23 protein-coding genes are annotated in these 24,513 nt (G+C 66.1%); 14 read left to right on the top strand and 9 right to left on the bottom strand.

The features are described from left to right. The first annotated feature begins 46 nt into the window (after positions 1 to 46). From HWY45_RS28300 to HWY45_RS28330, 7 genes are all read left to right on the top strand, one after another. Positions 47 to 265, top strand: a complete 219-nt coding sequence (locus HWY45_RS28300; RefSeq protein ID WP_059564179.1) for a tautomerase family protein — start codon at positions 47 to 49, stop codon at positions 263 to 265. Next, on the top strand, positions 255 to 1,331 hold the full coding sequence (locus tag HWY45_RS28305) for a fatty acid desaturase family protein (RefSeq protein ID WP_059883511.1): 1,077 nt from the start codon (positions 255 to 257) through the stop codon (positions 1,329 to 1,331). Before HWY45_RS28300 ends, HWY45_RS28305 begins: the two co-directional genes overlap by 11 nt. Then, on the top strand, positions 1,328 to 2,446 hold the full coding sequence (locus HWY45_RS28310) for an NAD(P)/FAD-dependent oxidoreductase (protein ID WP_059883509.1): 1,119 nt from the start codon (positions 1,328 to 1,330) through the stop codon (positions 2,444 to 2,446). Before HWY45_RS28305 ends, HWY45_RS28310 begins: the two co-directional genes overlap by 4 nt. Before the next feature lie 60 nt (positions 2,447 to 2,506). Beyond that, positions 2,507 to 3,406 (top strand): MBL fold metallo-hydrolase, encoded by a 900-nt coding sequence (locus HWY45_RS28315; RefSeq protein WP_059883507.1) that lies wholly within the window; start codon positions 2,507 to 2,509, stop codon positions 3,404 to 3,406. A 7-nt stretch (positions 3,407 to 3,413) separates the two neighbouring features. Next, on the top strand, positions 3,414 to 4,412 hold the full coding sequence (locus HWY45_RS28320) for a DUF3291 domain-containing protein (RefSeq protein ID WP_063895338.1): 999 nt from the start codon (positions 3,414 to 3,416) through the stop codon (positions 4,410 to 4,412). Further along, on the top strand, positions 4,405 to 5,946 hold the full coding sequence (locus tag HWY45_RS28325) for a pyridoxal phosphate-dependent decarboxylase family protein (RefSeq protein WP_196483064.1): 1,542 nt from the start codon (positions 4,405 to 4,407) through the stop codon (positions 5,944 to 5,946). Before HWY45_RS28320 ends, HWY45_RS28325 begins: the two co-directional genes overlap by 8 nt. 510 nt (positions 5,947 to 6,456) lie before the next feature. Next, on the top strand, positions 6,457 to 7,206 hold the full coding sequence (locus HWY45_RS28330) for a helix-turn-helix transcriptional regulator (protein ID WP_150998789.1): 750 nt from the start codon (positions 6,457 to 6,459) through the stop codon (positions 7,204 to 7,206). A gap of 249 nt (positions 7,207 to 7,455) precedes the next feature. Here HWY45_RS28330 and glmS read toward each other — a convergent pair whose 3' ends face one another. Further along, entirely contained in the window at positions 7,456 to 9,285 is a 1,830-nt protein-coding gene (gene glmS / locus HWY45_RS28335) for a glutamine--fructose-6-phosphate transaminase (isomerizing) (RefSeq protein ID WP_059883500.1), read from the bottom strand. Positions 9,286 to 9,441: 156 nt separating this feature from the next. Here glmS and HWY45_RS28340 point away from each other — a divergent pair, with 156 nt between their 5' ends. Then, a complete protein-coding gene (locus HWY45_RS28340) occupies positions 9,442 to 9,933 on the top strand; it encodes an Lrp/AsnC family transcriptional regulator (protein ID WP_059564173.1) in 492 nt (163 codons plus the stop codon). 6 nt (positions 9,934 to 9,939) lie between these two features. On the opposite strand, the gene panB is transcribed toward HWY45_RS28340, so the two are convergent. Next, on the bottom strand, positions 9,940 to 10,806 hold the full coding sequence (gene panB / locus HWY45_RS28345) for a 3-methyl-2-oxobutanoate hydroxymethyltransferase (RefSeq protein WP_059883499.1): 867 nt from the start codon (positions 10,804 to 10,806) through the stop codon (positions 9,940 to 9,942). A 77-nt stretch (positions 10,807 to 10,883) separates the two neighbouring features. Between panB and HWY45_RS28350 the strand changes: the two genes are divergently transcribed. After that, positions 10,884 to 11,711, top strand: coding sequence for an AraC family transcriptional regulator (locus HWY45_RS28350; protein WP_059564171.1), 828 nt, complete (start codon positions 10,884 to 10,886; stop codon positions 11,709 to 11,711). Positions 11,712 to 11,727: 16 nt separating this feature from the next. Here the strand turns inward: HWY45_RS28350 and HWY45_RS28355 are convergent, their stop codons facing one another. Beyond that, positions 11,728 to 12,252, bottom strand: coding sequence for a methylated-DNA--[protein]-cysteine S-methyltransferase (locus tag HWY45_RS28355; RefSeq protein ID WP_059883497.1), 525 nt, complete (start codon positions 12,250 to 12,252; stop codon positions 11,728 to 11,730). Between the two features lie 193 nt (positions 12,253 to 12,445). Beyond that, a complete protein-coding gene (locus HWY45_RS28360) occupies positions 12,446 to 12,610 on the bottom strand; it encodes a hypothetical protein (protein ID WP_155628620.1) in 165 nt (54 codons plus the stop codon). On the opposite strand from HWY45_RS28360, the gene HWY45_RS28365 reads away from it, so the two are divergent. Beyond that, the gene (locus HWY45_RS28365; RefSeq protein ID WP_059564169.1) at positions 12,609 to 13,898 is read left to right on the top strand and encodes an MFS transporter; all 1,290 of its coding nucleotides are present in this window, start codon (positions 12,609 to 12,611) and stop codon (positions 13,896 to 13,898) included. The two genes, HWY45_RS28360 and HWY45_RS28365, sit on opposite strands and share 2 nt — an antisense overlap. Before the next feature lie 52 nt (positions 13,899 to 13,950). On the opposite strand, the gene HWY45_RS28370 is transcribed toward HWY45_RS28365, so the two are convergent. Next, positions 13,951 to 14,943, bottom strand: coding sequence for a LacI family DNA-binding transcriptional regulator (locus HWY45_RS28370; RefSeq protein WP_230942051.1), 993 nt, complete (start codon positions 14,941 to 14,943; stop codon positions 13,951 to 13,953). Positions 14,944 to 15,125: 182 nt separating this feature from the next. Here HWY45_RS28370 and HWY45_RS28375 point away from each other — a divergent pair, with 182 nt between their 5' ends. Continuing rightward, positions 15,126 to 15,959, top strand: a complete 834-nt coding sequence (locus tag HWY45_RS28375) for an NAD-dependent epimerase/dehydratase family protein (RefSeq protein ID WP_059883492.1) — start codon at positions 15,126 to 15,128, stop codon at positions 15,957 to 15,959. 109 nt (positions 15,960 to 16,068) lie between these two features. Here HWY45_RS28375 and HWY45_RS28380 read toward each other — a convergent pair whose 3' ends face one another. Next, the gene (locus HWY45_RS28380; RefSeq protein WP_059883490.1) at positions 16,069 to 16,980 is read right to left on the bottom strand and encodes a LysR family transcriptional regulator; all 912 of its coding nucleotides are present in this window, start codon (positions 16,978 to 16,980) and stop codon (positions 16,069 to 16,071) included. Positions 16,981 to 17,083: 103 nt separating this feature from the next. On the opposite strand from HWY45_RS28380, the gene HWY45_RS28385 reads away from it, so the two are divergent. Then, positions 17,084 to 17,818, top strand: a complete 735-nt coding sequence (locus HWY45_RS28385; protein WP_059883488.1) for an SDR family oxidoreductase — start codon at positions 17,084 to 17,086, stop codon at positions 17,816 to 17,818. Between the two features lie 31 nt (positions 17,819 to 17,849). On the opposite strand, the gene HWY45_RS28390 is transcribed toward HWY45_RS28385, so the two are convergent. Beyond that, a complete protein-coding gene (locus tag HWY45_RS28390) occupies positions 17,850 to 18,524 on the bottom strand; it encodes a pyridoxamine 5'-phosphate oxidase family protein (protein WP_059883485.1) in 675 nt (224 codons plus the stop codon). A 730-nt stretch (positions 18,525 to 19,254) separates the two neighbouring features. Between HWY45_RS28390 and HWY45_RS28395 the strand changes: the two genes are divergently transcribed. Continuing rightward, positions 19,255 to 20,073: an endo alpha-1,4 polygalactosaminidase gene (locus HWY45_RS28395; RefSeq protein WP_060375216.1), complete on the top strand. Its 819-nt coding sequence runs from the start codon at positions 19,255 to 19,257 to the stop codon at positions 20,071 to 20,073. A 39-nt stretch (positions 20,074 to 20,112) separates the two neighbouring features. Here the strand turns inward: HWY45_RS28395 and HWY45_RS28400 are convergent, their stop codons facing one another. Continuing rightward, entirely contained in the window at positions 20,113 to 21,741 is a 1,629-nt protein-coding gene (locus tag HWY45_RS28400; protein ID WP_059564162.1) for an NADP-dependent glyceraldehyde-3-phosphate dehydrogenase, read from the bottom strand. Positions 21,742 to 22,304: 563 nt separating this feature from the next. Beyond that, positions 22,305 to 23,258 carry a LysR family transcriptional regulator gene (locus tag HWY45_RS28405; protein WP_059883481.1) on the bottom strand — a complete coding sequence of 318 codons (954 nt, stop codon included), beginning with the start codon at positions 23,256 to 23,258 and terminating at the stop codon, positions 22,305 to 22,307. 225 nt (positions 23,259 to 23,483) lie between these two features. Here HWY45_RS28405 and HWY45_RS28410 point away from each other — a divergent pair, with 225 nt between their 5' ends. Next, positions 23,484 to 24,512 (top strand): DUF1338 domain-containing protein, encoded by a 1,029-nt coding sequence (locus tag HWY45_RS28410; protein WP_059564160.1) that lies wholly within the window; start codon positions 23,484 to 23,486, stop codon positions 24,510 to 24,512. Position 24,513: the final 1 nt, after the last annotated feature.

Consider the following 24,513-nt stretch of genomic DNA (forward strand, 5'->3'; position numbering starts at 1 on the left):
GCGAGCGCCGGGCCCGGCCGCGATCCACCAGAGGGGGTTTGCAACCATGCCTTATATCAACGTGAGATTGGCCGACGAAAACATGTCCGCCGAAAAGAAGGCCGAGGTGATTCGTCGGATTACCGACGTGATGGTGGATGTGCTCGGCAAGGATCCGCACAGCACGTTCGTCCTGATCGACGAAGTCCACCCGGACAACTGGGGCTTCGTGGGCGAAACCGTTACGGCTCGACGCAAGCGTCGCGAGGCCGCTCATGGCGAATGAAGTGGCGGGCGATGCCGTGCCGCTCCGGGAAAGCACACTGACGCCGCAGACGGTGCGCGCATTTCTGTCGGACGCGAACTGGAACCGGGTCACGCGTCTCGGGCAACCCCGGCCTTGGCGCAGCGTGGGCATGTATCTGCAGGTCTATGCCGCGATTCTGGGTGCGATGCTGCTCGAACACTGGGTCGATCATGTCGCGTTCACCGTGCTGGCGATCGTTTTCATTGCCGGGCGCCAGCACTCGCTCTACATCCTCAATCACGACGCGAGCCATTACGGGTTGTTCCGGTCGCCGAGGACGAACAAGGCCGTCGCGACGCTGCTCTCGAATCTCGTGATGTTTCATCATCCCGAGGCCTGGTCGTTCGTGCAGTGGCGGCGCGTGCATGTGTTTCACCATATCCATCTCTTTACCGACGACGATCCGAACTATGTGGGCCGTCGCATGCGCGGCGATCTGGAGCGCAGGTATACGCGCTGGATGTTGTGTCGTGCGTGCGTGAAAAGCGGCCTCACCTCCATCGTTCAACTGTTCGTGGGCAAGCAGGACTACGTGCCGTCAAAAGGGCGAGAGACCCGCAAGGGCCATCTCAATCATCTCCGTGCCCTGTTCTGCCGTTTTCACGGCGATGCCGAAACCGAGACCGAGCGACGCATCAAGCTGGTGTTCTTCGCGGTGGCGCTGGCATCGATTGCCTACTTCAATGCCTGGCGGCCCTTTCTCCTGTTGTGGCTGCTGCCGATGTACACGGTCTATCCGATGATCCTGACGCTGATGGATCTGACCGAGCATCGGTGGACCGAGAAGACCGATGACCTCAACGCCAATACGCGTTCGGTGATGCCGAGTGTCGCGCTCAGGCTGTGGATCAGTATGCTGCCGCGCGGGATGCACCGCGAACACCACCTCTACCCGCGCGTGGTGGCGGCGGATCTGCCCGAACTCGGCAGGATCCTGGGCAGCGCCCGTTTCTACCAACCGCCGACCAGTTTTCTCGGCATGCTCGGCGAGCTGGACGAGCAAGGCAAAGGGACGAAGCTCGCGGCCGGAGCGCGGCAGGCATGATGCGCTTCGAATACGGCGTGGTGGGGGCCGGCGTGGTCGGCTCGGCGATTGCCTACCATCTGGCCCGGCGCGGGCGCCGCGTGATGCTGGCCGAGCGTGGCCTGGCGGGCAGTCTCGGCGCGACTTCGTACCGCGGCGGCATCCTCCGGGGTTTCGATACGGACTTGTTCACCGCGCAATTGTGCACCGACGGGCTCGACCACTTCCTGAACTGGGAGGCCCTCGGCTATCCGGGGAGCCGGCCGAGCGATCACGTCGGATTGCTCTACTTGCTCGATCCAGCCAAGCAGTCTTCGGCGCAGCATGTGATCGAGAACCTCGGCGTGGCGTCGGGCATCCGGTTCCTGTCGAAGCGCGAGCTGCGCCGGTACGCGCCGTTCGTACCCGATGCGCATGCGGGCCTCGCGGTGCTCGATACGAAGGGCGGCCTGGCGGACCCGACCGGAACGACGCTGGCACTATGCGAGGGCCTGCGCCGGTTCGGCGCTACCGTGCTCGAGCGCGCTGCGCTCTCTGCCATATCGGCGGCCCCGGGGGGCGGATGGCGTCTAGGGTTCGGCGCAGGAAGCGTTCTGGTCGAGCGCCTGGTGCTCGCGACCGGCGCGTCCACCAGGACGTGGCTGCCGTCGCTGCCGATCGTGTCGCGGGCCGTGTCGCTCGTGTGCGTCGAATCGCCGGACCCGATTGCCTTGCCGATGTACGACGAGATATCGGGTGCGTATCTGCGTCCGGCCGGCCCCGGGATGATCCATTGCGGACGCGCCGCGCTCGAGCAGGTGATCGACGGCACATCGGCCGATGTGCCGAGTTCCGTCTATGAGCAGATTCATGCCCGTGCGCGCGTCACGATCGGCGACGGGGGCGCGTCGCGCATCGTCCACGGCATGACCGGATGCGACGCCTACACGCCGACGGGCTTGCCCTATCTCGATTTCGTTGACACCGATCGCACCTTCTACGTGGCAACGGGTTTCTCCGGGCGCGGCTTCAAGTACGCTCTGTGGGCGGGCGATGCCGTGGCGGTCGACCTGTGCGGCGAGCGCACGGGCGTGTCGGGCCGCTCGATCGATCTGTCCGCGTATCGGCTGCCGGATGATGTCCTGCTCGACCGGTAATCATGTCAACCTCCTGTCCCGAACGTCTCGCGGGATTTCGCTTAATGAGAGAGCCTTCAAATGACCGGTTTCAAGGAGCCTGAAATCAATGTGGTGACCTGCACCTCCGGTGCACGCACCTTTCTCACCAACGCGTTCCTCGTCGAACTGCCGAACGGTGTCGTGGCCATCGACGCCATGATGACCGTATCGGATGCGCGCCAGGTGCGTGACCGGCTCGATGCGCTGCGCAAACCCTTGCTCGCGGTGCTGATCACGCACGGGCATCCCGATCACTACAACGGTGTCGGCGAGCTGATCCGTGGTCTCGACGACGTGCCGATCATCGCCACGCAGGGCGTCGACGAGGCGATGCGCCGTACCGACGATGCCAAGGCCGTCAAGTGGCAGCCGGTGTTCGGCGACGATTGGCCGGCACGACGCACGTTCCCGAATCGCCTCGTGCACGACGGCGACGTGCTGCATTTCGATGGCGTGCCGTTCGAGGCCAGGGAGTTCGGCCCGGGCGAATCGAACTGGGATCTCGTCTGGATCGTGGGACGCCACCCGCGTGTCGCCTTCGTCGGCGACATGGTTTTCAACGACGTCCATTCCTTCATGAACGACGGCCATACGGCGGACTGGCTGCGCAGCCTCGACGCGCTCGAACGCCTGTCCGGCGACATCGCACTGTTCTACACGGGGCACGGGCAGGCGGGCAGGCCGCTCGACATGATTGCCGCGCAGCGTGCCTATATCGAGTGCTATCGCGCGGCGGTGGCCCGGCTCGCCAACGGCAATCGCAGCCTGGACGATGCAGGGAAGGCCGAGCTGGAGGCCATCATGAAGCGCTTCCTGCCCACGTCCGACCTCGACGTCTTCATCAAGGCCGGGGCTGATGCCGTCGCAGCCGAACTGGCGTTGCAGGTATCGGGCCAGGCCATTTCCGCCGGCCAGCAGGCTCACTTCGAAGCGAGATGAGGCAACCATGACAGATAACGCTTACCATTTGGCTCAACTGAGTATTTCGCACGCGCGCGCGCCGCTGGACACGCCGCTGATGCAGGGCTTCGTCACGCAATTGAAGGACATCAACGCACTGGCCGAGCGCTCGCCGGGCTTCGTCTGGCGGTTGCAGACATCCGAGGGCGATGCCACCGGAATTCGCGGGTTCGACGATCCGTTGATGCTGTTGAATATGTCGTTGTGGGAATCGGTCGACAGCCTGCGGCGTTTCGTTTACCAAAGCGGTCACGGCGTGCCGTTCAGGAACGCCGCCGAATGGTTTCATCGTCTTGACGGGCCCACGACGGCATTGTGGTGGGTTCCCAAGGGCTACATTCCGACGCTCGCGGACGGGCTGGCCCGCCTGCGGCATATTCAGCGTCATGGGCCGACGCCGGTGGCGTTCGGCTTCAGGGATCGTTTCGTTCCAGAGATCCTGCCGCTCGATGCCGACTACGATGCCGCCGTGCCGGATCAGTCCTCCGGGGCGGAGCGTTCGCCCCTGGTCGCGCGATGCGAGGGCGAGGTGGTCGGCTTCCATCGCGACCTCGAGCGCTGGCTGCGCGGGGACGTCGACGATGCCGCCGCGGCGGTGGCGCGGTTTCGATCGTCATTCGCCGCCGACAGCGTGCTCATTGCCCCGAGCGGCCGGGTCGAGACCGCAGCGAGCCTGAGCGAACGCTTGTCGCGGGCGCGCGGCGCGTTTCCCGACATTCGCGTCTGGACTGACCAATTCGCGACCGTGTGGGAAACCGAGGATGTGGCTCTGGTCAAGTATCGCGAGTGGCGCAGCTTTCTCGGCGAGACCACCGGGCGGATGTCGAGCGTGTTGTTTCGCAACGAACCCGCCGCGCCTGGCGGCGTCACATGGGATCACATGCACGAGACCTGGCTGGAGGGGCATGGGCCGTCCGAGCAGCCCATCGGTCCCAGTCGCGTGACGGCGGAGCTGTCGCGCTTGCAGGAGAAAGACCTTGCCTGATGCGCGCGAGGTGCAGCCCGTTGACGGAGTGCAATCTCCTGGTCTGCGTCGCGCTGCTGCGCGTATCGAGCCCGACGCATTCCGCGAACTGGGCCACACCCTCGTCGATCGTCTGGCCGACTTCATGGCGGGCTTGCCCGACCGGTCCGTCAAGCCGAAGCAGACGGCGCACGATATCCGGCAGTGGCTTTCCGGCGCAGCGTTTCCGGAGCAGGCCAGTCCGGCGGCGCAGGTGCTTTCGCAGGCGTGCGACATGTTGAGCGAGCATGCCGTATCGACGTCCCATCCGCGCTTCTGGGCCTATGTCATGGGTGCCGCGAGCCCGATGGGCGCGCTGGCCGATTTCTTGGCGTCGGCCGTCAGCGCACCGATGACGAGCTTCGGCACCTCGGGGCTCACCGTTGCGATGGAGGCGCAGACTATCGAGTGGATGGCGCGTCTGATCGGGTATCCGGCCGATTGCGGCGGGCTGTTCGTCAGCGGCGGATCAGTCGGTAACCTGGTTGCCCTGCGTCTGGCATTGCAGTCGGCGTTGGGGCCGAAGGCGCGTGCGGACGGGCTGAGCGGCGAGCATTCGGCATCGATTTGCCTCTACGCCACGGCGGATGCACACAGCAGCATCGACGCGGCCGCGCAGATGTGCGGGCTCGGCACGTCGCATATTCGTCGAATCGATGTCGACGAGCATGGCCGCATGAAGCCCGATCATCTGCAGCAAAGCATCGGCGCCGACCGGGCCGCCGGCAAGCGGCCCGTCATGGTTGTGGCCACGGCGGGAACGACGTCGCTCGGGGCGGTCGATCCGCTGATCGATATCGCGCGCATCTGTCGCGACGAAAACGTGTGGTTCCACGTCGATGGCGCTTATGGCGGATTGGCCGCCGTCTCGCCCGAGGCCCCCGACGATATTCATGGTTTGCGCGAGGCCGACTCGGTCACGATCGATCCGCACAAGTGGATGTACATGCCGGCCGATGTCGGTTGCGTGCTGACGCGCGATCCCGGATTGCTATACGACACTTTTCGCGAGGGCGCGCCGTATTACGCCGAAAACGACGAGCAGCGCTTGCTGGGCGGCCCGGAACGGCTGCAGTTCCGGGATCTCGGCCCGCAGACGACGCGTGCGTTTCGAGCGCTGAAGGTCCGTCTCGGCCTGCAACTGGTCGGGCGCAGCGGCTATCGGCAGATGATTACCGACGACATCCTGCTTGCTCGCGCCCTTTACGAGCGGGTCGACGGGCACGCGGAGCTCGACGCGCTGACGCTGCATCTGAGCATCGCGACCTTCCGTTTTCGGCCAGCCGGGATGGCGTCCGGTACGAAGGACGCTGAAGCGCGACTCGAGAAACTGAATCGGCATATCCTGCACGAGCTGCATGCGGACGGCATCGCCTATCCGTCTCATACGACGATCGCCGGAAAGTTCGCGTTGCGCGTTTGTATCGTCAACTTCAACACGACGCTGGCCGATATCGAGGAACTCGTCCGTCATGTCGTTCGAATCGGACGGGCCGCGGTGTTGTCGGGAGCATGACGCAGATACCGACCTTGCCCCTTTTTCACGAATCCCATAACCGAGGTAATCGGGCCGCTTGCCCCTGCCGAGCGGCGCCGCCGGTTCCGTGCGCCATGAGCATTTCCGCGCTTTTTCTGAAATAATGCGCATTAATAATTTTAAAAACGATTTTTGTATTTTCGAAATTACAATATATTAGTAATTTTTATTGCTATAACGTCGTGATGATCGTATAGTTGGCGTCCATAAGGACGTCGAGAGATCGGGAAGCGGCCCATGCCGGAGAAGCGCCGGCAACTGAGAGATGGGCTTATCCGCCATGTGGGCAAATGGCAGATATCGCTGAACGAAATAGAAGGGCCGGATAGCGAACTGGATGTCAGGTCGTGTGTGCTCGCGCACCCCCACGAAGCGCGAAGGCACGCCCGCCGGGCCTGTGTCAGTACACTGGAACTAGATTCCGGCTATCAACCGACGTTGGTATTTGGTAAAAATCGATAACAATTGTTGGAGTGGTGCGAGGTGATCATGCAACCGGACGGCCTTCGTGCAGATTATGATCTTCATCACGGCAATAAAATAATGAAAGCGGTGCTGGAGATGAGCTGCTGCAAGCGTGTCGAGGATCTTCACCGAATACTCGCTGATATTTGCGACCTCGCGGGATTCGCGTTTTTCTGTTACCAGGATTGCCGGATTGTCGACGGAAAACCGGTAGTCGGGTGCACGCTGTTGAATTACCCCGAATCCTGGCAGCACCGTTATCGAGAGCGCCAATATCTGGCAATCGATCCGGTCGTGCAGCATGCGATGTCGTCGCTTGCACCGTTGACCTGGGGCGATCAAATCTTCGTCACCGAGGCGGAACGCGAATTTCGCGAGGATCTCCGTGCGCATGGCATGGGGCTGGGCGTGTCTTTTCCCGCTCACTTCCGGCATACCGACGTGGCATGCGTGAGCTTCGTGCGCTCGGCAGCGGAGGCCGACGAGGACGTCGAACCGGTGCATGTGCCGTCGTGGGGCGCACTCGTGGCGAACCTGACGCTCGACACCTCGCGCAGATTGAACGTCGTGCCGTCGGGGGCGCCCTCTCTCAGTGCGCGTGAGCTCGAAATTCTGAAATGGGTTGCCGAAGGGAAATCCAGTTGGGACATCTCGCGCATCGTGTCCCTGACCGAGCACGGTGTCGTGCATCACATCCGCAATATCATGAAGAAATTCAATGTCACCTCACGGCGACGAGCGGTAGTGATGGCGTCGAAATTAGGAATGCTTTGAAAGCCGTCCGCTGACCTGCCGCGCGACGGCGCGGAGGAGTCGAGGCCTCTTCTTTAAGGAATCGAAAATGTCCTTGTTCTCCATTCAGGTCGGCGTCGTCTGAGAGGATCTGCTGGTGACTGCGGTCGTGAGGGAAAGCCATGGACGCCTTTCGCCTTTAAAACCCATTGCTGATGATGGCGGCCTCGACGTGCTGCTCTTCGCCAGGGAAGCGGGCAGCTCTGTCGCTAAGGCCCGTTGTAGCCCCCCTCACTCCACCGTCACCGACTTAGCCAGATTCCTCGGCTTATCAATATCCGTCCCCCTGGCCAACGCCGCGTGATATGCGAGCAACTGCATCGGCACCGTATGCAAAATCGGCGACAACGGTCCGTAGTACTCATTGAGCCGAATCACCTCGATCCCTTCGCTCGGCGACAACCCGCAATCCACATCGGCAAACACATACAGCCTGCCATTGCGCGCACTGACCTCATGCATGTTCGACCGCAGCTTCTCCAGCAGCACATCATTCGGCGCCACCGCAATCACCGGCATCTCGTTACTGACGAGCGCCAGCGGCCCATGCTTCAACTCCCCCGCCGGATACGCCTCCGCATGAATGTATGAAATCTCCTTCATCTTCAACGCGCCTTCCAGCGCGATCGGATAATGCATCCCGCGCCCGAGAAACAGCATGTTGTCCCGGCGCGTGAGCAGTTCCGCCCAGCCGATGATTTGCGGCTCGAGCGCGAGCACCTTCGACATCGCATCCGGCAGGTGACGCAGCGCGCGAAGATGCTGCTTCTCGTCGTCATCGCTCAACCGCCCGCGCACCTGCGCCAGCGACAGCGCCAGCAAAAACAGCGCGACGAGCTGCGTGGTGAACGCCTTGGTCGACGCGACGCCGATCTCGATGCCCGCGCGCGTCACGAACTGCAACGTGCATTCGCGCATCAGCGCGCTGGTGGCCACGTTGCAGATCGCGAGTGTGTGCAGCATGCCCATCTGCTTGGCCGCATGCACGGCGCCGAGCACGTCGGCCGTCTCGCCGCTTTGCGATACCGCGACGACGAGCGTGCGCGGGTTCGGCACGCTGTCGCGATAGCGGAACTCGCTGGCGATCTCGACGTTCGCCGGCACCTTCGCAAGACTCTCGATCCAGTACTTCGCAGTCAGCGCCGCGTGATAGCTGCCGCCGCACGCGAGCAGCAGCACCGAATCGACGTCGTTGAACACACGCCACGCGCCGTCGCCGAACAGCTCGGGCATGATCGACGTGACGTCGAGCAGCGTATCGGCCACCGCCTGCGGCTGCTCGAAGATTTCCTTCTGCATGTAGTAGCGGTAGGCCCCGAGATCCGCCGCGCCGCTATGCGCGGCGACGCGCTGCACGGGCCGCTCCACGCGCTGCCCGGCCGCATCGACGACCCAGTACCGATGCAGCTGCACGTCGGCGACGTCGCCATTTTCCAGGTACGCGATCCGGTCGGTGATGCCCGACAGCGCGATCGCGTCGGACGCGAGGAAGTTCTCGCCTTCGCCGGCGCCGACCACGAGCGGCATGCCGTTGCGCGCGCCGACGATGCGGTGCGGCTCGTCGCGGCACATCACGGCGATCGCGTAGCTGCCGCGCAGCCGCGTGACCGCGTGCCGCACCGCGTCGAACAGGTCGCCGTCGTACAGATGGTCGATCAGGTGGGCGATCGCCTCGCTGTCGGTCTGGCTCGCGAACACGTAGCCGTGCGCCTCGAGCTCCGCGCGCAGCGCGTCGCAGTTCTCGATGATGCCGTTGTGCGACAGCGCGATGCGCGCGCGGTCGTCGCCCGGCGAGAAGTGCGGATGCGCGTTCAACGTGACGGGCGCGCCGTGCGTCGCCCAGCGCGTATGCGCGATGCCGGTGTAGCCGGACAGCGCCTGCGCGGCGATCTCGCGCTGCAGGTTCGCGACGCGGTCGACGCTGCGCGCCCGCGCCAGCGCCCGGTCGCGGTACACGACCACACCGCACGAATCGTAGCCTCGGTATTCGAGCCGCTTCAGGCCATCGACGAGGTTCGGCAGGATGTCCCGCTGGGCAACCGCCCCGACAATTCCACACATATCGCGCTCCGCAGAAGGTGCTGTTTCGGTCAGTGAGAGCGATGGTAGGGGTGGTGAGATGGAATTAAATTTCAAAAATTACATGATGATGAAACACTCAGGTCATCGCGTATCATGTTGAAATTAAATTTCACCGAAACCCGGCAGGAGGCTGCATTGGCCAGCGTGACCCTCGACGATCTCGATCTCCGCATCCTCGCGATCCTGCAGGCCGATGCGTCGGTGTCGAACCTGGAACTGGCCGAGCGCGCGCTGTCGTCGCCGCCGACCTGCCTGCGCCGGGTGCGCCGGCTGCGGGAAGCCGGTGTCATCCAGCGGCAGATCGCGATCCTCGACCAGCAGATGATCGGCTCGGCCGTCACCGCGATCATCGAGATCAGCCTCGACCGGCAGACCGCGGAAGACTACGACGCGTTCGAGCGATACGTGTGCGCGGAACCGGCGGTCACGCAGTGCTATCGCGTGTCGCCGGGGCCGGATTTCGTCGTGATCGCCGATCTCGCGGACGTCGCCGACTACGACGCGTTCGCGCGGCGGCTCTTCACGGGCGCGTCGAACGTCCGCAACGTGCGGACGTTCTTCTCGACGCATCGCGCGAAGTTCGAGGCGAACGCGCCGGTCGCGCATGCGTTGCGGCGGCCGGCGTGATCGGGATCACGCCGCGCGCGCATCCTGCATCGCCGCCGACGACACCTGCAGCGGCTTGCCGGCCGCGAAGCAATGCTGCATGTCGGGGAACGCGTTGCTGCGGACGTCGTGCGCATAGCGCGCGATCGCTTCGCGCATCACCGCGTTGACGTCCGCGTAGCGCTTCACGAAGCGGGGCGTATAGGCGTCGAAGCCGCCGATCATGTCCTCGGTCACGAGCACCTGGCCGTCGCACGCGGGCGACGCGCCGATGCCGATCGTCGGAATCGCGAGCGTGGCCGTGATGTGGCGCGCGAGCGCTTCGGCGGTGCCCTCGACGACGACGCTGAATGCGCCGGCCTGCTCGACCGCGCACGCCGCGTCGAAGATGCGGTCGGCGGTGCGCGGGTCCATCCCCTGCGCCTTGAAGCCGCCGGTCGCGTTCGCCTGCTGCGGCATCAGCCCGATATGCGCCATCACCGGCACGCCGCGTTCGGACAGGAAGCGGATCGTGTCGGCCATTTCGGCGCCGCCTTCGAGCTTCACGCCCTGCGCGCCGGTTTCGGCGAGCAGGCGCGCGGCGGAGCGGAACGCCTGCGCGGGCGATTCCTGATACGTCGCGAACGGCAGGTCGACGACCACACACGCCTGCCGCGCGCCGCGCACGACGGCGGCGCCGTGCGCGATCATCATGTCCAGCGTGACGCCGAGCGTGCTGGGCATCCCGTACAGCACCATGCCGACGGAATCGCCGACGATGATCACGTCCGCGACGTCGTCGACGAGCCGGGCCATCGGCGTCGAATACGCGGTCAGCGACACGAGGCTGCCGGCGCCCTTGGTGGCGCGGATCGAGGTGACGGTCTTGCGATTGGTGGTAGTGTGCGCGCTCATACACATGCCCTGTGCGGATGAAGGAGCGTCAAGGTAGCACCGCGCCCGCCCGCGCAATGGCATCAGGAGGACGTCTTATGCTGCTCGCAGGACAATCGGCCCAACCCTATGCCGTCCCGGCGGTGCCGGCGATGGCGCGGCTGCCGAGGCCGCTGTTCGTCCGCGCGTTCGAGATTCCGGGCCACGTCAGCGTCGACGCGCACAGCCATCCGTGGGCGCAGCTGATGTATGCGACGGACGGCGTGTTCGAGGTCGACACGCCTCACGGGCGGCATCTGCTGCCGCCGCACTATGCGATGTGGATTCCGCCGCATGTGCCGCACGCGGTCGCGACCCGCGACTGCGTCGCGTTCCACAGCCTGTACCTGGACGATGCGAGCGTCGGCGACGGTTTCGGCGATGCGTGCCGGATTCTTCGCATGACGCCGCTGCTGCGGGAGCTGGTGGTCGCGACGGCGGAGCTGCCGGTGAACTACGACGAAGCCGGCCCGGACGGCGCGCTCGCGTGCCTGATCGTGGACCGCATCAAGCGCCTGCAGCCGGCGCCGCTGACCGTGCCGCTGCCGCGCGATGCGCGCCTGCTGAAAATCGCCCGCGCGCTGCACGCCGATCCCGGCGATACGCGCAGCCTCGAAGACTGGGGCGATCAGGTCGGCGCGACGCGTCGCACGCTGTCGCGCCTGTTCCGGCACGACACGGGGCTGTCGTTCACCGAATGGCGGCAGGCCGTTCGCCTGCTGGCGGCATTGCCGCTGCTGGAGGCCGGTGAGGCGGTCGGCACGGTGGCGGCGCGGCTCGGCTACGACTCGACGTCGTCGTTCATCGGGCTGTTCCAGGAGAAGTTCCGGCTGACGCCCGGCGCGTTCGCGAAACAGGCGTCGCGGCGGATCGCGATCGCCAGCTGACTGCGCGCGCCGCGCGTTACAGCGCGAGCGCGAACTGGGCCGGGTGCGCCTGCCCGGAAAGGCGGGCCGCGCCTTCGAGCGCGAGCAGCGCACGCTTGCGGTCGATCCCGCCCGCATACCCCGTGAGGCTCCCCGACGCGCCGACGATGCGATGGCACGGCACGATGATCGACACCGGATTGCGGCCGACCGCGCCGCCCACCGCGCGCGCGGAACCGGCGGGCAGCCCGACGCGCTGCGTCAGCTCGCCGTAGGACACCAGCACGCCGAACGGAATCGACAGCAGTTCCTTCCACACGCGCTGCTGGAACGCGGTGCCGTGCAGCTGCATCGGCACCGAGAACGTCGTGCGCGCGCCGGCGAAATACTCGGCGATTTCGTCCCTGACTTGTTGCGCGACCGGCGGCATCGGCTCGCCCGTCGCGATCGCCAGCGGCGGGAAATACTTCTGCCCGACGAAGAACAGGCCCGTCAGGCAGCCGCCTTCCACGCGCACGGCGATGTCGCCCAACGGGCTCGGAATCAGGTGGCCGGGTGTCATTGCGCAGAGGTTCTCCATGAAGGCACCGCCGCGGCGGCGCGGCAGGCGTCGTGTGACGAATTAAACCAGATCGCGCCCGGCTTCCGGCCGGAATCGGGCAGGGGCCGGATAAAAAACGATTAACCCATCGTCCCGCCCAGTCGTCTCTTTTGCTCGCCGCGTTTAGAGATGACTCATAGAAATCCCGCACTGGTCAGACGTCGGAATTCTCCCTATTCTTTGAAAAACGTTTTCCAAACCGATTGGCGCGGTCTGGTGCGGCGGGCGAGAACCCGCGGCGCGGCCCGCCCCGGCGCTCGTCGCCGGCAACGAACAGTGCGCGGCGCGACGAGCGATGCCGCGCATCGGAGACTTTCATGCAATCTGCTGTCGTCGGCGTTGCGCGCGCCGCCAGCCGCTACCGCTGGGCGGTCTGCGGGCTCCTGTTCTTCGCGACCGTGATCAACTACATGGACCGGCAGATCCTCGGCCTGCTGGCGCCGATGCTCCAGCACGACATCGGCTGGAACCAGATCCAGTACGGCCGCATCGTGATGGCGTTTTCCGCGTTCTATGCGATCGGCCTGCTGTGCTTCGGCCGCGTGGTGGACTGGCTCGGCACGCGCGTGTCGTATGCGATCGCGATGCTGTTCTGGAGCATCGCCGCGATGCTGCATGCAGTGGTCGGCTCGGTGACGGGCTTCGCGGTCGTGCGCGCGCTGCTCGGCATCGGCGAGGGCGGCAACTTCCCGGCGGCCATCAAGACGACGGCCGAGTGGTTCCCGCGCCGCGAGCGCGCGCTCGCCACCGGCATCTTCAACTCGGGCTCGAACATCGGCGCGGTGTTCGCGCCGGCGATCATTCCGGCGATCGCGGTCGCGTACGGCTGGCGCGCGGCATTCGTGATCATCGGCGCGATCGGCTTCGTCTGGCTCGCCGTGTGGCTCGTGTTCTACCGGAATGCCGACCCGCGCGCGCTGAGCCAGGAATTCGACGAGCCGCGCGACGAGGTCGAGGCGCTCGACGCCGCCCATGCGAACGCGGGCTCGCCCGGCTGGGGCGTGCTGATCCGCAAGCGCGAGACCTGGGCGTTCCTGATCGGCAAGTTCCTGACCGACCCCGTCTGGTGGTTCTACCTGTTCTGGCTGCCGAAATGGCTCAACGAATCGCGCGGGATGGACATGCAGCACATCGGCCTGCCGCTCGTCTGCATCTATGCGCTGACGACGGTCGGCAGCATCGGCGGCGGCTGGCTGTCGTCGACGATGCTGCGCTCCGGCTGGAGCGTGAACGCCGCGCGCAAGACCGCGATGCTGATCTGCGCGTGCTGCGTGCTGCCGATCGCGTTCGTGTCGCAGGTGCAGAGCCTGTGGGTCGCGGTGCTGATCGTCGGCCTTGCCGCCGCCGCGCACCAGGGCTGGTCGGCCAACCTGTTCACGACCGCGTCGGACATGTTCCCGCGCCGCGCGGTGGCGTCGGTGGTCGGCATCGGCGGCATGGCCGGCTCGATCGGCGGCGTGCTGTTCTCCGAGGTGATCGGCCAGGTGCTGCAGCGCACGGGCCACTACTGGGTGCTGTTCGCGATCGGCGCGCTCGCCTATCTGCTGGCGCTCGCGGTCATGCACGTGCTCACGCCGCGCATGGCGCCCGCGAAGCTCGATGCGTAATGCCGTGAACCCTGTTGCGACCCGTGCCGCCGGGGGCGGCGCACGGTGCTGCTCAGCGGGCCTCGGCCGTCGATGCGCGCACGATCAGCCGCGGCTCGAACATCGAGTAGCCGGCCTCCGCGTGGCCCGCGAGCGCGTCGATCAGCTTCTGCATCGCGAGCTCGCCCATCTTCTCGCTCTGGATGTCGACGGTGGTCAGCGCGGGCGCCGCGTATTCGCCGTACGGCACGTTGTCGATGCCCGCGACGGACACGTCCTGCGGCAGCTTGAAGCCGAGCGACGCGGCTTCCTTCATGAAGCCGAGCGCGATCAGGTCGTTGTAGCAGATCACGGCCTGCGGGCGCTGCGGCCCGAGCATCACGCGCGAGCACGCGCGTTCGCCGGCTTCGGCGGTGGGCGCATGCGCGTCGTGCACGTCGAGCGTGAGGCCTGCTTCCGCGAGGCAGTCGCGTGCGCCCTGGATGCGCTCGTCGTTGATGCGCGCCTGCCCGAAGCCGAGATAGGCGATGCGCCGATGGCCGAGGTTCAGCAGGTGGCGCGCGAGCATGTAGGTCGACAGCCGGCTGTCGATGCCGACGCCCGGGATCGGCAGGTCCGGGCTGCGCCGCAGCAGCACGAGCGGCTTGTGCAGATCGAGCATCCACTGCAGCTGCGCATCGGGCAGGCGGGAGCTGACGATCAGCCCGTCGACGCGCGGCGCGAGCGCCTCGATCAGCGCGCGCTCGCGCGCCTGGTTCTCCTCGGTGTCGACGAGCAGCAGCGTGTAGTCGTGCTGCAGCGCGACCCGGTTCGCGCCTTTCACGATGTTCGTGAAGTGCGGATTGCTGATGTCGAGGATCACGAGGCCGATGGTGCGCGTGCGCCCCGTGATCATCGAGCGCGCGAGCGGGTTCGAGCGATAGCCGAGCCTGTCGATCGCGGCCTTGAGCCGCGCCTCGACCGCCGGCGAGAAGCGCTGCGCGCCGTTCACGTACTTCGACACCGTCGCGACCGACACGCCCGCTTCGGCGGCCACGTCGCGAATCGTCGGGGAAACTTTTTTCATGCGGAGGGTAACGTTTTCTTCGCTGAGCACGGAATTGTGGCAGAAAAAGCCGGCACGCGGCCTGGTTCGAGCCGCCGTCGCCAACCACAAGCAGGGCGACGGCCTGGATCATTGACGTCGTGCCCGCATCAAACCTATAGTTGGAAAACGTTTTCCAAATCAGCCAGATTCAAGGAGACTCGATGAACGCCTCAACCACCGAAGCCGGCAAACCGTTCCGCCGCCTGCTGCTGACGGGCGCGGCCGGCAACCTCGGCTGCCAGCTGCGCGGCGCGCTCGCCGGCTGGGCCGACATCGTGCGCGTCAGCGACGTCGCGCCGCTGGGCGACGCGGCCGCGCACGAGGAAGTGCGCGGCGTCGACCTCGCGGACCGGCAAGCGGTGATGGCGCTCGTCGACGGCGTCGACGCCATCGTGCATTTCGGCGGCATTTCGGTCGACGCGCCGTTCGACGACCTGCTCGAAGCGAACATCCGCGGCACCTACAACCTGTACGAAGCGGCGCGCAGGCATGGCGTGAAGCGGATCGTGTTCGCGAGCTCGAACCACGCGATCGGGTTTCATCCGGTGACGGAGGTGCTCGACGCCGATTCGCCGCAGCGTCCGGACAGCCTGTACGGCGTGACGAAATGCTTCGGCGAGGCGCTGTCGCGCTACTACTTCGACCGCTTCGGCATCGAGACGGTGTGCGTGCGGATCGGCTCGTCGTTCGAGGCGCCGAAGAACCCGCGCATGCTCGTCACCTATCTCAGCTATCGCGACCTGATCGAGCTCGTGCGCTGCTCGCTGCTGACGAACCGTGTCGGGCACGTGGTCGTCTACGGCATGTCGGACAACCCGGTGAAGTGGTGGGACAACACCAAGGCGGGCTTCCTCGGCTTCCGCCCGCGCGACAGCTCCGAGCCGTTCGCCGGGCGCTTCCCGCTCACCGCGCCCACCGCGGACTACGACGATCCGGCGCAGCGCTACCAGGGCGGGGGCTTCGTGCTCGGCGAGCCGATGGAGCGGCGCGAATAAGTGCTTCGGAGAACGGAACGGCTTGGCGGTCCCACTCGCCGATCGCGGTTTCGATGATCGACATGCATCGTTTCACAGCCGCGGGCGGTCGACGGGGCGGCCGCTTGCTTCAAACCCCCGACGCATGAAACCCCGGCAGCTTCGGAATGCGCTCGGCCATGAACTGCAGGAACACGCGCGCCCTCAGCGGCGGGTAGCGGCGCGACGGCGTGATCAGGTGAACCGAATGCGGCGGGATCGTCCACTTGGGAAGCACCCTGATCAGCCGCCCCGCATCGATCAGGTCCTGCACGACCCACGCCGGCGCACTGCCCAGGCCGATGCCCGCGAGATAGCATTCGCGCAGCGCGACCGAGTTGTTGACGCGGTAGCGCCCGTTGGTCGGGACGACGATGGTCTCGGCGCCTTTGCTGAGTTCGAGCTGCGCGCCGACGGCGGCGCGCGCATAGCCGACGAACGGATGCCTGGGCAAGTCTTCCGGCCTGCGGATGCGCGGCGCGCGCTTCAGGTAGCCGGGCGTCGCGACCAGCACGCGCGGCGACCACGCGACATTGCGGGCCACGGCATCCGGGGGAAGGGCGTTGCCGATGCGGATCGCGGCGTCGATGCCTTCCTCGACGAGGTCGATGATGCGATCGGTCAGGTTCAGCTCGACCTCGATCTCCGGATACTGCGCCAGGAATTCGAGCACGAGCGCATTGAGGCACAGCTCGCCGAGCCCCGTCGGCGCGCTGACCGTCAGCTTGCCGACCGGCCGCTGCGCCTGGCCGCGCACGTCGGCGACGGCGTCGGCATAGGTTTCGAGCATCTGCTTGCAGCGCTCGTAAAAGCGCCGGCCCTCGTCGGTTGGCGTCAGGCTCGTGGTGGTCCGTTGCAGCAGCCGCACGCCGAGGTGCTTCTCCATCGCGGAGACGGCCTTGCTCATCGTCGGCTGACCGATCTTTTCTTCTCGGGCAACCGCCGAGAAGCTGCCCAGCTCGACGGCGCGCGTGTAGAGCCACATCGATTGAAGTGAATCCAAGTCATTCCCCAGTGGAATAGGCTGTATGCGATTTTCGCGCATTCCATCCAGGATTGGCATGACGTAACGTTGCCTCACCTTCACTTCTTTCGACGGGAACACCATGCAATCAGCCACGCAATCGCCGCTCGGCGGCGCACACGTCGTCGTGTTCGGCGGAAGCTCGGGAATCGGCCTGGCGGCAGCGGCGGCGGCAAAAGCGCGCGGCGCCGACCTCACGCTCGTCGGCCGGACCCCCGCGAAACTCGAAGCCGCCGCACGAGCGATCGGCGGCGCGCGCACGGCGGTGGCCGACATCGTCGACCGGCAAGCGGTCGCCGCAGTGTTCGCCGGGATGACCCGCGTCGATCATCTGGTCATTACCGCGGGCAGCTTCATTGCCGGCAAGCTGGCGGATACCGATGCCGATCAATTGCTGGCCGCGCTGCACGAGCGCATCGCCGGGCCGATCCATGCGATCAAGGCTGCGTTGCCGCTGATGCCGCCCACGGCGTCGATCGTGCTGACGAGCGGGCAGCTCGCCGATCGTCCGTCGGGGCACGGCACGTCGGTCATCGCGGCCGCGGTGCGCGGCGTCGAGGCATTCGCGCGATCGCTCGCGCTCGAACTCCGGCCGATCCGCGTCAACGTCGTGTCGCCGGGGCTCGTGGATACGCCGCTGTTCGACGCGTTCGGCGCGGACACGCGCGCCGCGCTCTTCGCCGACGCGGCGGCCACGCTGCCGGGCGGCCGGGTCGGGCACGCGGACGAAGTGGGCGAGGCGATCGCGTTCCTGCTCGGCAACCGCTATACGAATGCCGAGATCCTGCACGTCGACGGGGGCGGGCGCTTCGCCTGACGACGACGCACGCAGCGCGGCGCGGCGGACGTCATGCCGACGCCGTCGCGGCCTCCGCGCGCGCGTGCCACTGCCGCACGTAATCGGGCGTGCCGGCCGGCGCGGCGTCCGCGATCGGCGCCTGCGGTTGCAGCGCCAGCGGCAGCACGCCGGCCCAGACGGGCAACGCCAGGTCGGATTCGGCGTCCTCCGGGCCGCCGGTGCGGACCTTGCACGCGGCTTCCGCGAGCGCGATGCGCAGCACGGTGGTCGCCGCGAGTTCGTTGACGCTGCCGGCGCGCACTTCGCGCGAGCGCCCCGGCGCGAGGCGTTCCATGAACGTGTCGAGCGCCGCGGCCTTGGCGGGGCCCTCAACCGCTTCGAACGCGCCGTAGATCACCGCCGATCGATAGTTCATCGAATGTTCGAACGCCGAGCGCGCGAGCACGAGCCCGTCGAGGTGGGTGATCGCGACGCAGACCTGCGCGCCGGTGGCCGCCAGCTTCAGCATGCGGCTGCCGTTGGAGCCGTGGATGTACAGATGATCGCCTTCGCGCCAGCACGCGGTGGGGATGCAGTGCGCGCCGAGCTCGTCGGCGAAGGCAATGTGGCACAGGTAGGCCGCGTCGACGATCGAATCGAGCGTCGCGCGATCGTAGTGGCCGAGGTGCGCGACGCGGCGGATGCGGGTGCGCGCGGAGGGCGGGGGCGTGTCGACGGTGGTCATGGCGGGTTCCGGTGTGCTCGTTCGTGAAGCGGCACACGATAGGGCAGTCGTGGCACTATTTGTAGACCCAGGAATCATGTGAATGTTGGAGCCACGACGGACCTTGGCGTGGCCCGCTGATATCGCAGCGCGTGCCGTTAAGCGCTTCAGACACGTATCGCGGCGTGCCCGATCGCGGTGCCCGTGTTCAACGACGAAGCACTGTCGACATGCCGATGTTTCCGCGATGAAACGTCACTGAAAACGCGCCCGCGCATGCCGCGCAAATTTACCCGAAACCGGCTTGTAAATCGGAAAATCGCCGCCTAGGATACAGCGCACAAAATCCCCAAAAACGCGACGCCGCCGCCCATCGCGACCCGCTCGCGCATCGCCGCTCAAGCGTCACGACGAGACCTTGCTCGCGACGATCGATACCGACTTCGAGCACACGTTCCTGATGTGCGATCCGTCGCCGGGCCAGTGCGACGGACCTTTCATGCCGCTTCGCCTCGCGCCGGGCCGTGCCCGTCCGGTGCGCTTTGCGCGCGGCACGCTGTGGTACGGACGATCTCCGGGGGGGCGTCACCAACGATCCTGGTAGGGATACGCACGGGCTTCCGGTCTGAATCGGCAGCGCCGGGCTGGCGTGCGATCCGCGTCGAATCTCTCGCATAGAAACAGGTGGACCATGAACAGGAAACTGGCAATGGCGAAGGCCTATTCCGCAGCCATGCTGATCGGTGCTTGCATGGCTGTGGCGTCCCAGTCGGCATCGGCTGCCGACTGGCCGCCGACGCTCGATCCGAACCCGGCGGTGCAGCCGCCGAAATGGGACTGGCAGCTTGCCGTGCCCATCGTCGTGAATCCCGATACGACCATCCGGATCTACGACATCGACATGTTCGAGAACGAGCACAGCGGCGCTGTGCAGACGCTGCACGGCAAGGGGTACCACGTGATCTGCTACCTCGACGTCGGCTCCTGGGAGAACTGGCGCGACGATGCCGCGCAGTTCCCCACCAGCATTCTCGGCAACACCTACTCGGGCTTCCATGACGAAAGGTGGCTCGACGTCCGCGGCGTCAATCCGGCGAAATCGACCACCGGCACGGCGCTCGCGACGATCCTCGGCGCCCGTTTCGACCGCGCGAAGAACATGGGATGCGACGCGATCGAGCCCGACAACATCGACGGCTACGACACGACCGCGCACGGCTCGACCGGCTTCCCGCTCACGTATGCGGACCAGATCTACTTCAACCTGTGGGTGGCGGCGCAGGTGCACGGCCGCGGGATGCTGGTCGGGCTCAAGAACGACATCAACCAGGCGCACGACGCGCAGATCTACAACGCGTTCGATTTCGTGGTGAGCGAGCAGTGCGTCCAGTACAACGAATGCGGCTTCTTCTCGAACTTCCTCGCGCTGAACAAGCCGGTGTTCGAAGCCGAGTACAAGCTCGCGCTCGCGAAGATGTGCCCGGTGGCCAAGGCGAACCGGCTCAGCTCGATCAAGAAGCGTCCGGCGCTCAATTCGAGCCGGGAGGATTGCAGCGCGTACTACCCGTGACGTACCGGCGGCGGGCCGCGCCCGCCGCCCCATCCCGCCTCAGAAAATGAAGCCGGTGTTCACGAACTTCGAATGATGATCCGACACGATCGCATCGAGCAGCTGCTTGCTGCCGTCGGTCTGCTTCGCTGCGACCATCGAGCGGATCGAGAACGCGCGCAGCGCATCACTCACCGACAGCGTGCCTTCCGCCGAATCCTTGCGGCCCGCGAACGGGAACACGTCGGGCCCGCGCTGGCACTGGCAGTTGATGTTCACGCGGCACACCTGGTTCACGAGCGGATCGACGAGCGCGCCGATCTGCGCCGGGTCGGAACCGAAGATGCTGACCTGCTGGCCGTGGTCCGACGTCGTCACGTAGTCGAGCGCGGTGTCGATGTCGTCGAACGGCGCGACCGGAATGATCGGCCCGAACTGCTCCTCGCGGTACAGCTTCATCCCCTCCGACACCGGATACACGACGGCCGGATAGAACAGCGTCTTGCTGAACACGCCGCCGGAGTCGTTCACGACCTGTGCGCCCAGCGCCTTCGCATCGTCGATCGCGTCGGTCATGTAAGCGGTGCGGTGCATGCCCGGCAGCGGCGTGATGCCGACGCCCTTCTCCCACGGCATGCCGATCTTCATCTGCGCGAGCGCGGCCGTGAAGCGCTTCAGGAATTCGTCGACGATCGAGCGGTGCACGAGCAGCATCTTCAGCGCGGTGCAGCGCTGCCCGTTGAACGACAGCGCGCCGAGCAGGCATTCCTTGACGGTCAGGTCGAGATCCGCGTCGGGCAGCACGATCGCCGCATTCTTCGCGTCGAGCCCGAGGATCGCGCGCAGCCGGTGCGACTTCGGGTGCTGCTTCTTCAGGTGATCGGCCACCTTGCTCGACCCGATCAGCGCGAGCACGTTGATCTTGCCCGATGCGAGCATGTGCGGCACGACCACCGCGCCCGGCGCGTAGATCGTGTTGATCACGCCCTTCGGGAACGCGTCGCGGAACGCCTCGAGCAGCGGCTCGAACAGCAGCGTGCCGTACTGGGGCGGCTTGAACACGACGGTGTTGCCCATCAGCAGCGCGGGGATCAGCGTCGCGAAGGTCTCGTTCAGCGGGTAGTTGTACGGCCCCATGCACAGCACGACGCCGAGCGGCGTGCGGCGGATCTGCCCGATCGTGCCCTCGGCGATCACGAAGCGCGAGTTCGCGTTGTCGAGCTCCTTCAGCGCGTCGATCGTCTGCAGCATGTACGTGACGGTGCGGTCGAACTCCTTCTGCGAATCGGCGAGGCTCTTGCCGATCTCCCACATGATCAGGTTCACGACCAGCTCGCGCTGCGCGACCATCCGCTTGATGAAATCCTGCATGCACGCGATGCGCTGCTCGACCTTCATCGTCGGCCACTCGCCGCGGCCGGCGTCGTACGCGCGCACGGCGGCGTCGAGCGCCGCGTCGCTCTCCGGCTCGCCCATCACCGGGTAGCTGCCGATCTCGAGCTGCTCGACGCTGCCGTCGGGCCGGCGCACGCACACCGGCGACAGCACGGTCTTGCTCGCGCCGTCCCACGGTTTCAGTTCGCCGTCCACGAGCGACACGCGCTGGTGGATCGGGGCGTTCAGCCGAACGTCGGCGGGGATGTCTTCGAGGGCGGGAAACAGCTGCTGCAGGGAGGCGGAATCGGGCATGACGGTCTCGCTTGACTGGGTGTCCGTGATGGACGGGCGATGCGGAATCCTAGGCTGGACGATCCTCGATCCTGAATCGCCATCATGACGCGCGCGCGACCAGGCGTCACGCGCAGTGCCGGCGAAACCGGAATGGAACCAGTTCCATTAAACCGGAACGCCGGACCGAATGCAATCGCCGGAACGGGTGGCCCGACTCCGGGCAGTCACGCAGCTGTGCTCCTGAAGGCACGTGCGGCCATCCGGGACTTTCGATCCATCGTGCAGCCGGAGCCCGGCTCAAGGCGGTCTTGACGAGGGGGATCGCACGACGTGGCGGAATCGGACCGGGTCGGGTGCGCCGATGCCTGTCGCAAACGTTTTACTTTGCGCGGATTAGGCAGATAATCGACACGCGCGACAGCGCCAACAATAACGACGCGGACCTGAGAGCTTACGAGGATCAAGCATAAAAACATCCGCCACGATGCCCGTACCGGGTCTGGCGGGCCGGTGCGCCGGGCCGGAGCGATCCGGTCCGGCGCGTGCCGGACGCGCGGCGGTGGCGGCGGCCTGCCCGCCTGTCACTCGACGTCGTCGTCGTCGATGTATCCGTTCCCGTCTTCCAACCCGTCCGGCCCCGGCGCCGCATACGCGCTCGCCTGCTCCAACAGCCACGCCCTGAACAGCTCCAGCGGCTTGCTGTGGCTGAATTCCGTCGGATACACGAGGTAGTACGCGGAATCCTCGGCCGTCGCCGCGTCGAACGGCACCACCAGGCCGAGCTGCTGCAACTGCCCCTCGACGAAGAATTTCGGCACGAGCGCGATGCCGAGCCCGGCCGTGGCGGCGCTGATCAGCATCGTATGCAGCTCGTAGCGCACGCCCTGCATCGTGCGGGTGTCCTCCACGCCGAGCGTCTCGAACCATTGCGCCCACGCGCCCGGGCGCGTCGTCGAGTGCAGCAGCGGATACGCGAGCAGATCCTGCACGTGCTTCACGGGCCCGTCGAGCAGCGCCGGCGAGCAGATCGGCACGACTTCCTCGCCGAACAGGTAATCGGACGACGTGCCGGGCCAGGTCGGCTTGCCGTAGTGGATTGCCGCCTCGAAGTGGGTGTCCTCGAACGAGAACTGGTCGGTGCGGCTGCCCATGTTGACGCGCACGTCGGGCGTGCGGTCGTAGAAGCTCTTGATGCGCGGGATCAGCCAGTGCGACGCGAAGGTCGGCAGCACCGCGAGCTCCAGGTAACCGCCGCCGCTGCCGTGCGCGATGATCGACAGCGTGTCGCGGTCGAGCGTTTCGAGCGCGCGCCGCACCTGCGTGCCGTACAGCTTGCCGGCGCGCGTCAGCACCACGCGCTGCTTCACGCGCGCGAACAGCCGCACGCCGAGGCTCGCTTCGAGCGTCGCGATCTGCCGCGACACCGCGCTTTCGGTCAGGAACAGCTCCTTGGCCGCGTGCGTGAAGCTCTCGTGGCGCGCGGCGGCTTCGAAGGCCACGAGCGCGCCCATGTTCGGGATCTTGAATTTGCGCATGAAGGTCGATTCGTCTGACGAACGGGCCGGCGCCGCACGGGGCAGGGCGCCCGGCACATCACCGTCGATAGTTCCAAAAACTCATTACGTGTCAATTTAATCTCGCTTTACGCCGGTCTGCAACCCTTTGAATAATGCATCCCACGCAAGGCCGGCGCCCTTCGGGCGGCCGGCCGACGAGTTTGCCGGCACCGTTGCCGGCCGGTCCCCCGACGAGAATCCATGATGCGCAACCCGAATATCGAGAGCTTGCTGACGAAGCTGCTGGGACAGGCGAAAACCGACGCCCTGTTCGCGACCCTGAACATGCCGGCCATTCTCGACGAGTGGGAAGACGGCGTCGTGACCCGCGCGGAAATCGCGCAGGCGATGAACATGGCGCTGTTCGAGGGGCTGCTCGAGCGTTCGGCGAACGGCCGCGCCTATACGGCCGACGCGATCCGCGACGGCGGCTCGGTGTATTTCGACCACGGCGCGCTGCGCACCGTGCGCTGGCCGCACAACGGCGCGCTGCCGCCCGGCGAGGCGGCGTTCACGCGCATCCTGCGCCCGCTCGGCTTCCGCCTGAACGGCCGCTATCCGCTCGACAAGCTCGGCATGACGGGCCGCGCATACGCGCACGAGGACGCGCCCGACGAGATCGCGCAATTCTTCGTCAGCGAGCTGCATCCGGAACGCTTCTCGAAGGAATTCCAGCAGGCGGTGACCAACGTGATCGGCACGTCGCGCGACCCGCTGACGCCGGCCGCCGTCGCGCTGCTGTGGGAAGTCGAGCGCGAAGGCTGGCTGCCGCTCGACGCCGCGCATGAACTGCTGCCGGTGATCGTCGGCGCGTTCGCGCGCCAGCACGACGTGCCGAACGAACTCGACTACGAGACGCTGCTGCTCGAATCCGCCGAGATGGCGTGGATCGCGACCGAAGGCAACGCGTTCAACCACGCGACCGACCGCGTCGAGGACGTGTTCAAGCTGTCCGACGACGAGAAGGCGAAGGGCCGGCCGATGAAGCCGGACGTCGAGCGCTCGCGCTCGGGCCGCGTGTTCCAGACCGCATACCGCGCGGACGTGGTCGCGCGCGAATTCCGCACCCGCGACGGCGGCCTCGTGAAGCGCGACGTGCCCGGTTCGTTCTACGAGTTCATCACGCGCAAGCGCACGTTCGACCAGGCGCAGCGCCGCTGGGTGACCGACCTGCGCTTCGATGCCGGCAACGCGCAGGGCATCTTCAAGATGACCGCGAACGCCGCGAAGTAAT

It is taken from the genome of Burkholderia stagnalis (genome assembly GCF_902830275.1).
GTDB classification, from domain to species: Bacteria; Pseudomonadota; Gammaproteobacteria; order Burkholderiales; family Burkholderiaceae; genus Burkholderia; species Burkholderia stagnalis.

Bases quoted from the DNA above. Each gene is read 5' to 3' on its own strand.
- HWY45_RS28300 (WP_059564179.1), top strand. From the start codon at position 47: ATGCCTTATATCAACGTGAGATTGGCCGACGAAAACATGTCCGCCGAA.
- HWY45_RS28305 (WP_059883511.1), top strand. From the start codon at position 255: ATGGCGAATGAAGTGGCGGGCGATGCCGTGCCGCTCCGGGAAAGCACA.
- HWY45_RS28310 (WP_059883509.1), top strand. From the start codon at position 1,328: ATGATGCGCTTCGAATACGGCGTGGTGGGGGCCGGCGTGGTCGGCTCG.
- HWY45_RS28315 (WP_059883507.1), top strand. From the start codon at position 2,507: ATGACCGGTTTCAAGGAGCCTGAAATCAATGTGGTGACCTGCACCTCC.
- HWY45_RS28320 (WP_063895338.1), top strand. From the start codon at position 3,414: ATGACAGATAACGCTTACCATTTGGCTCAACTGAGTATTTCGCACGCG.
- HWY45_RS28330 (WP_150998789.1), top strand. From the start codon at position 6,457: ATGCAACCGGACGGCCTTCGTGCAGATTATGATCTTCATCACGGCAAT.
- glmS (WP_059883500.1), bottom strand. From the start codon at position 9,285: ATGTGTGGAATTGTCGGGGCGGTTGCCCAGCGGGACATCCTGCCGAAC.
- panB (WP_059883499.1), bottom strand. From the start codon at position 10,806: ATGAGCGCGCACACTACCACCAATCGCAAGACCGTCACCTCGATCCGC.
- HWY45_RS28350 (WP_059564171.1), top strand. From the start codon at position 10,884: ATGCTGCTCGCAGGACAATCGGCCCAACCCTATGCCGTCCCGGCGGTG.
- HWY45_RS28355 (WP_059883497.1), bottom strand. From the start codon at position 12,252: ATGACACCCGGCCACCTGATTCCGAGCCCGTTGGGCGACATCGCCGTG.
- HWY45_RS28365 (WP_059564169.1), top strand. From the start codon at position 12,609: ATGCAATCTGCTGTCGTCGGCGTTGCGCGCGCCGCCAGCCGCTACCGC.
- HWY45_RS28360 (WP_155628620.1), bottom strand. From the start codon at position 12,610: ATGAAAGTCTCCGATGCGCGGCATCGCTCGTCGCGCCGCGCACTGTTC.
- HWY45_RS28370 (WP_230942051.1), bottom strand. From the start codon at position 14,943: ATGAAAAAAGTTTCCCCGACGATTCGCGACGTGGCCGCCGAAGCGGGC.
- HWY45_RS28375 (WP_059883492.1), top strand. From the start codon at position 15,126: ATGAACGCCTCAACCACCGAAGCCGGCAAACCGTTCCGCCGCCTGCTG.
- HWY45_RS28385 (WP_059883488.1), top strand. From the start codon at position 17,084: ATGCAATCAGCCACGCAATCGCCGCTCGGCGGCGCACACGTCGTCGTG.
- HWY45_RS28390 (WP_059883485.1), bottom strand. From the start codon at position 18,524: ATGACCACCGTCGACACGCCCCCGCCCTCCGCGCGCACCCGCATCCGC.
- HWY45_RS28395 (WP_060375216.1), top strand. From the start codon at position 19,255: ATGGCTGTGGCGTCCCAGTCGGCATCGGCTGCCGACTGGCCGCCGACG.
- HWY45_RS28400 (WP_059564162.1), bottom strand. From the start codon at position 21,741: ATGCCCGATTCCGCCTCCCTGCAGCAGCTGTTTCCCGCCCTCGAAGAC.
- HWY45_RS28405 (WP_059883481.1), bottom strand. From the start codon at position 23,258: ATGCGCAAATTCAAGATCCCGAACATGGGCGCGCTCGTGGCCTTCGAA.
- HWY45_RS28410 (WP_059564160.1), top strand. From the start codon at position 23,484: ATGCGCAACCCGAATATCGAGAGCTTGCTGACGAAGCTGCTGGGACAG.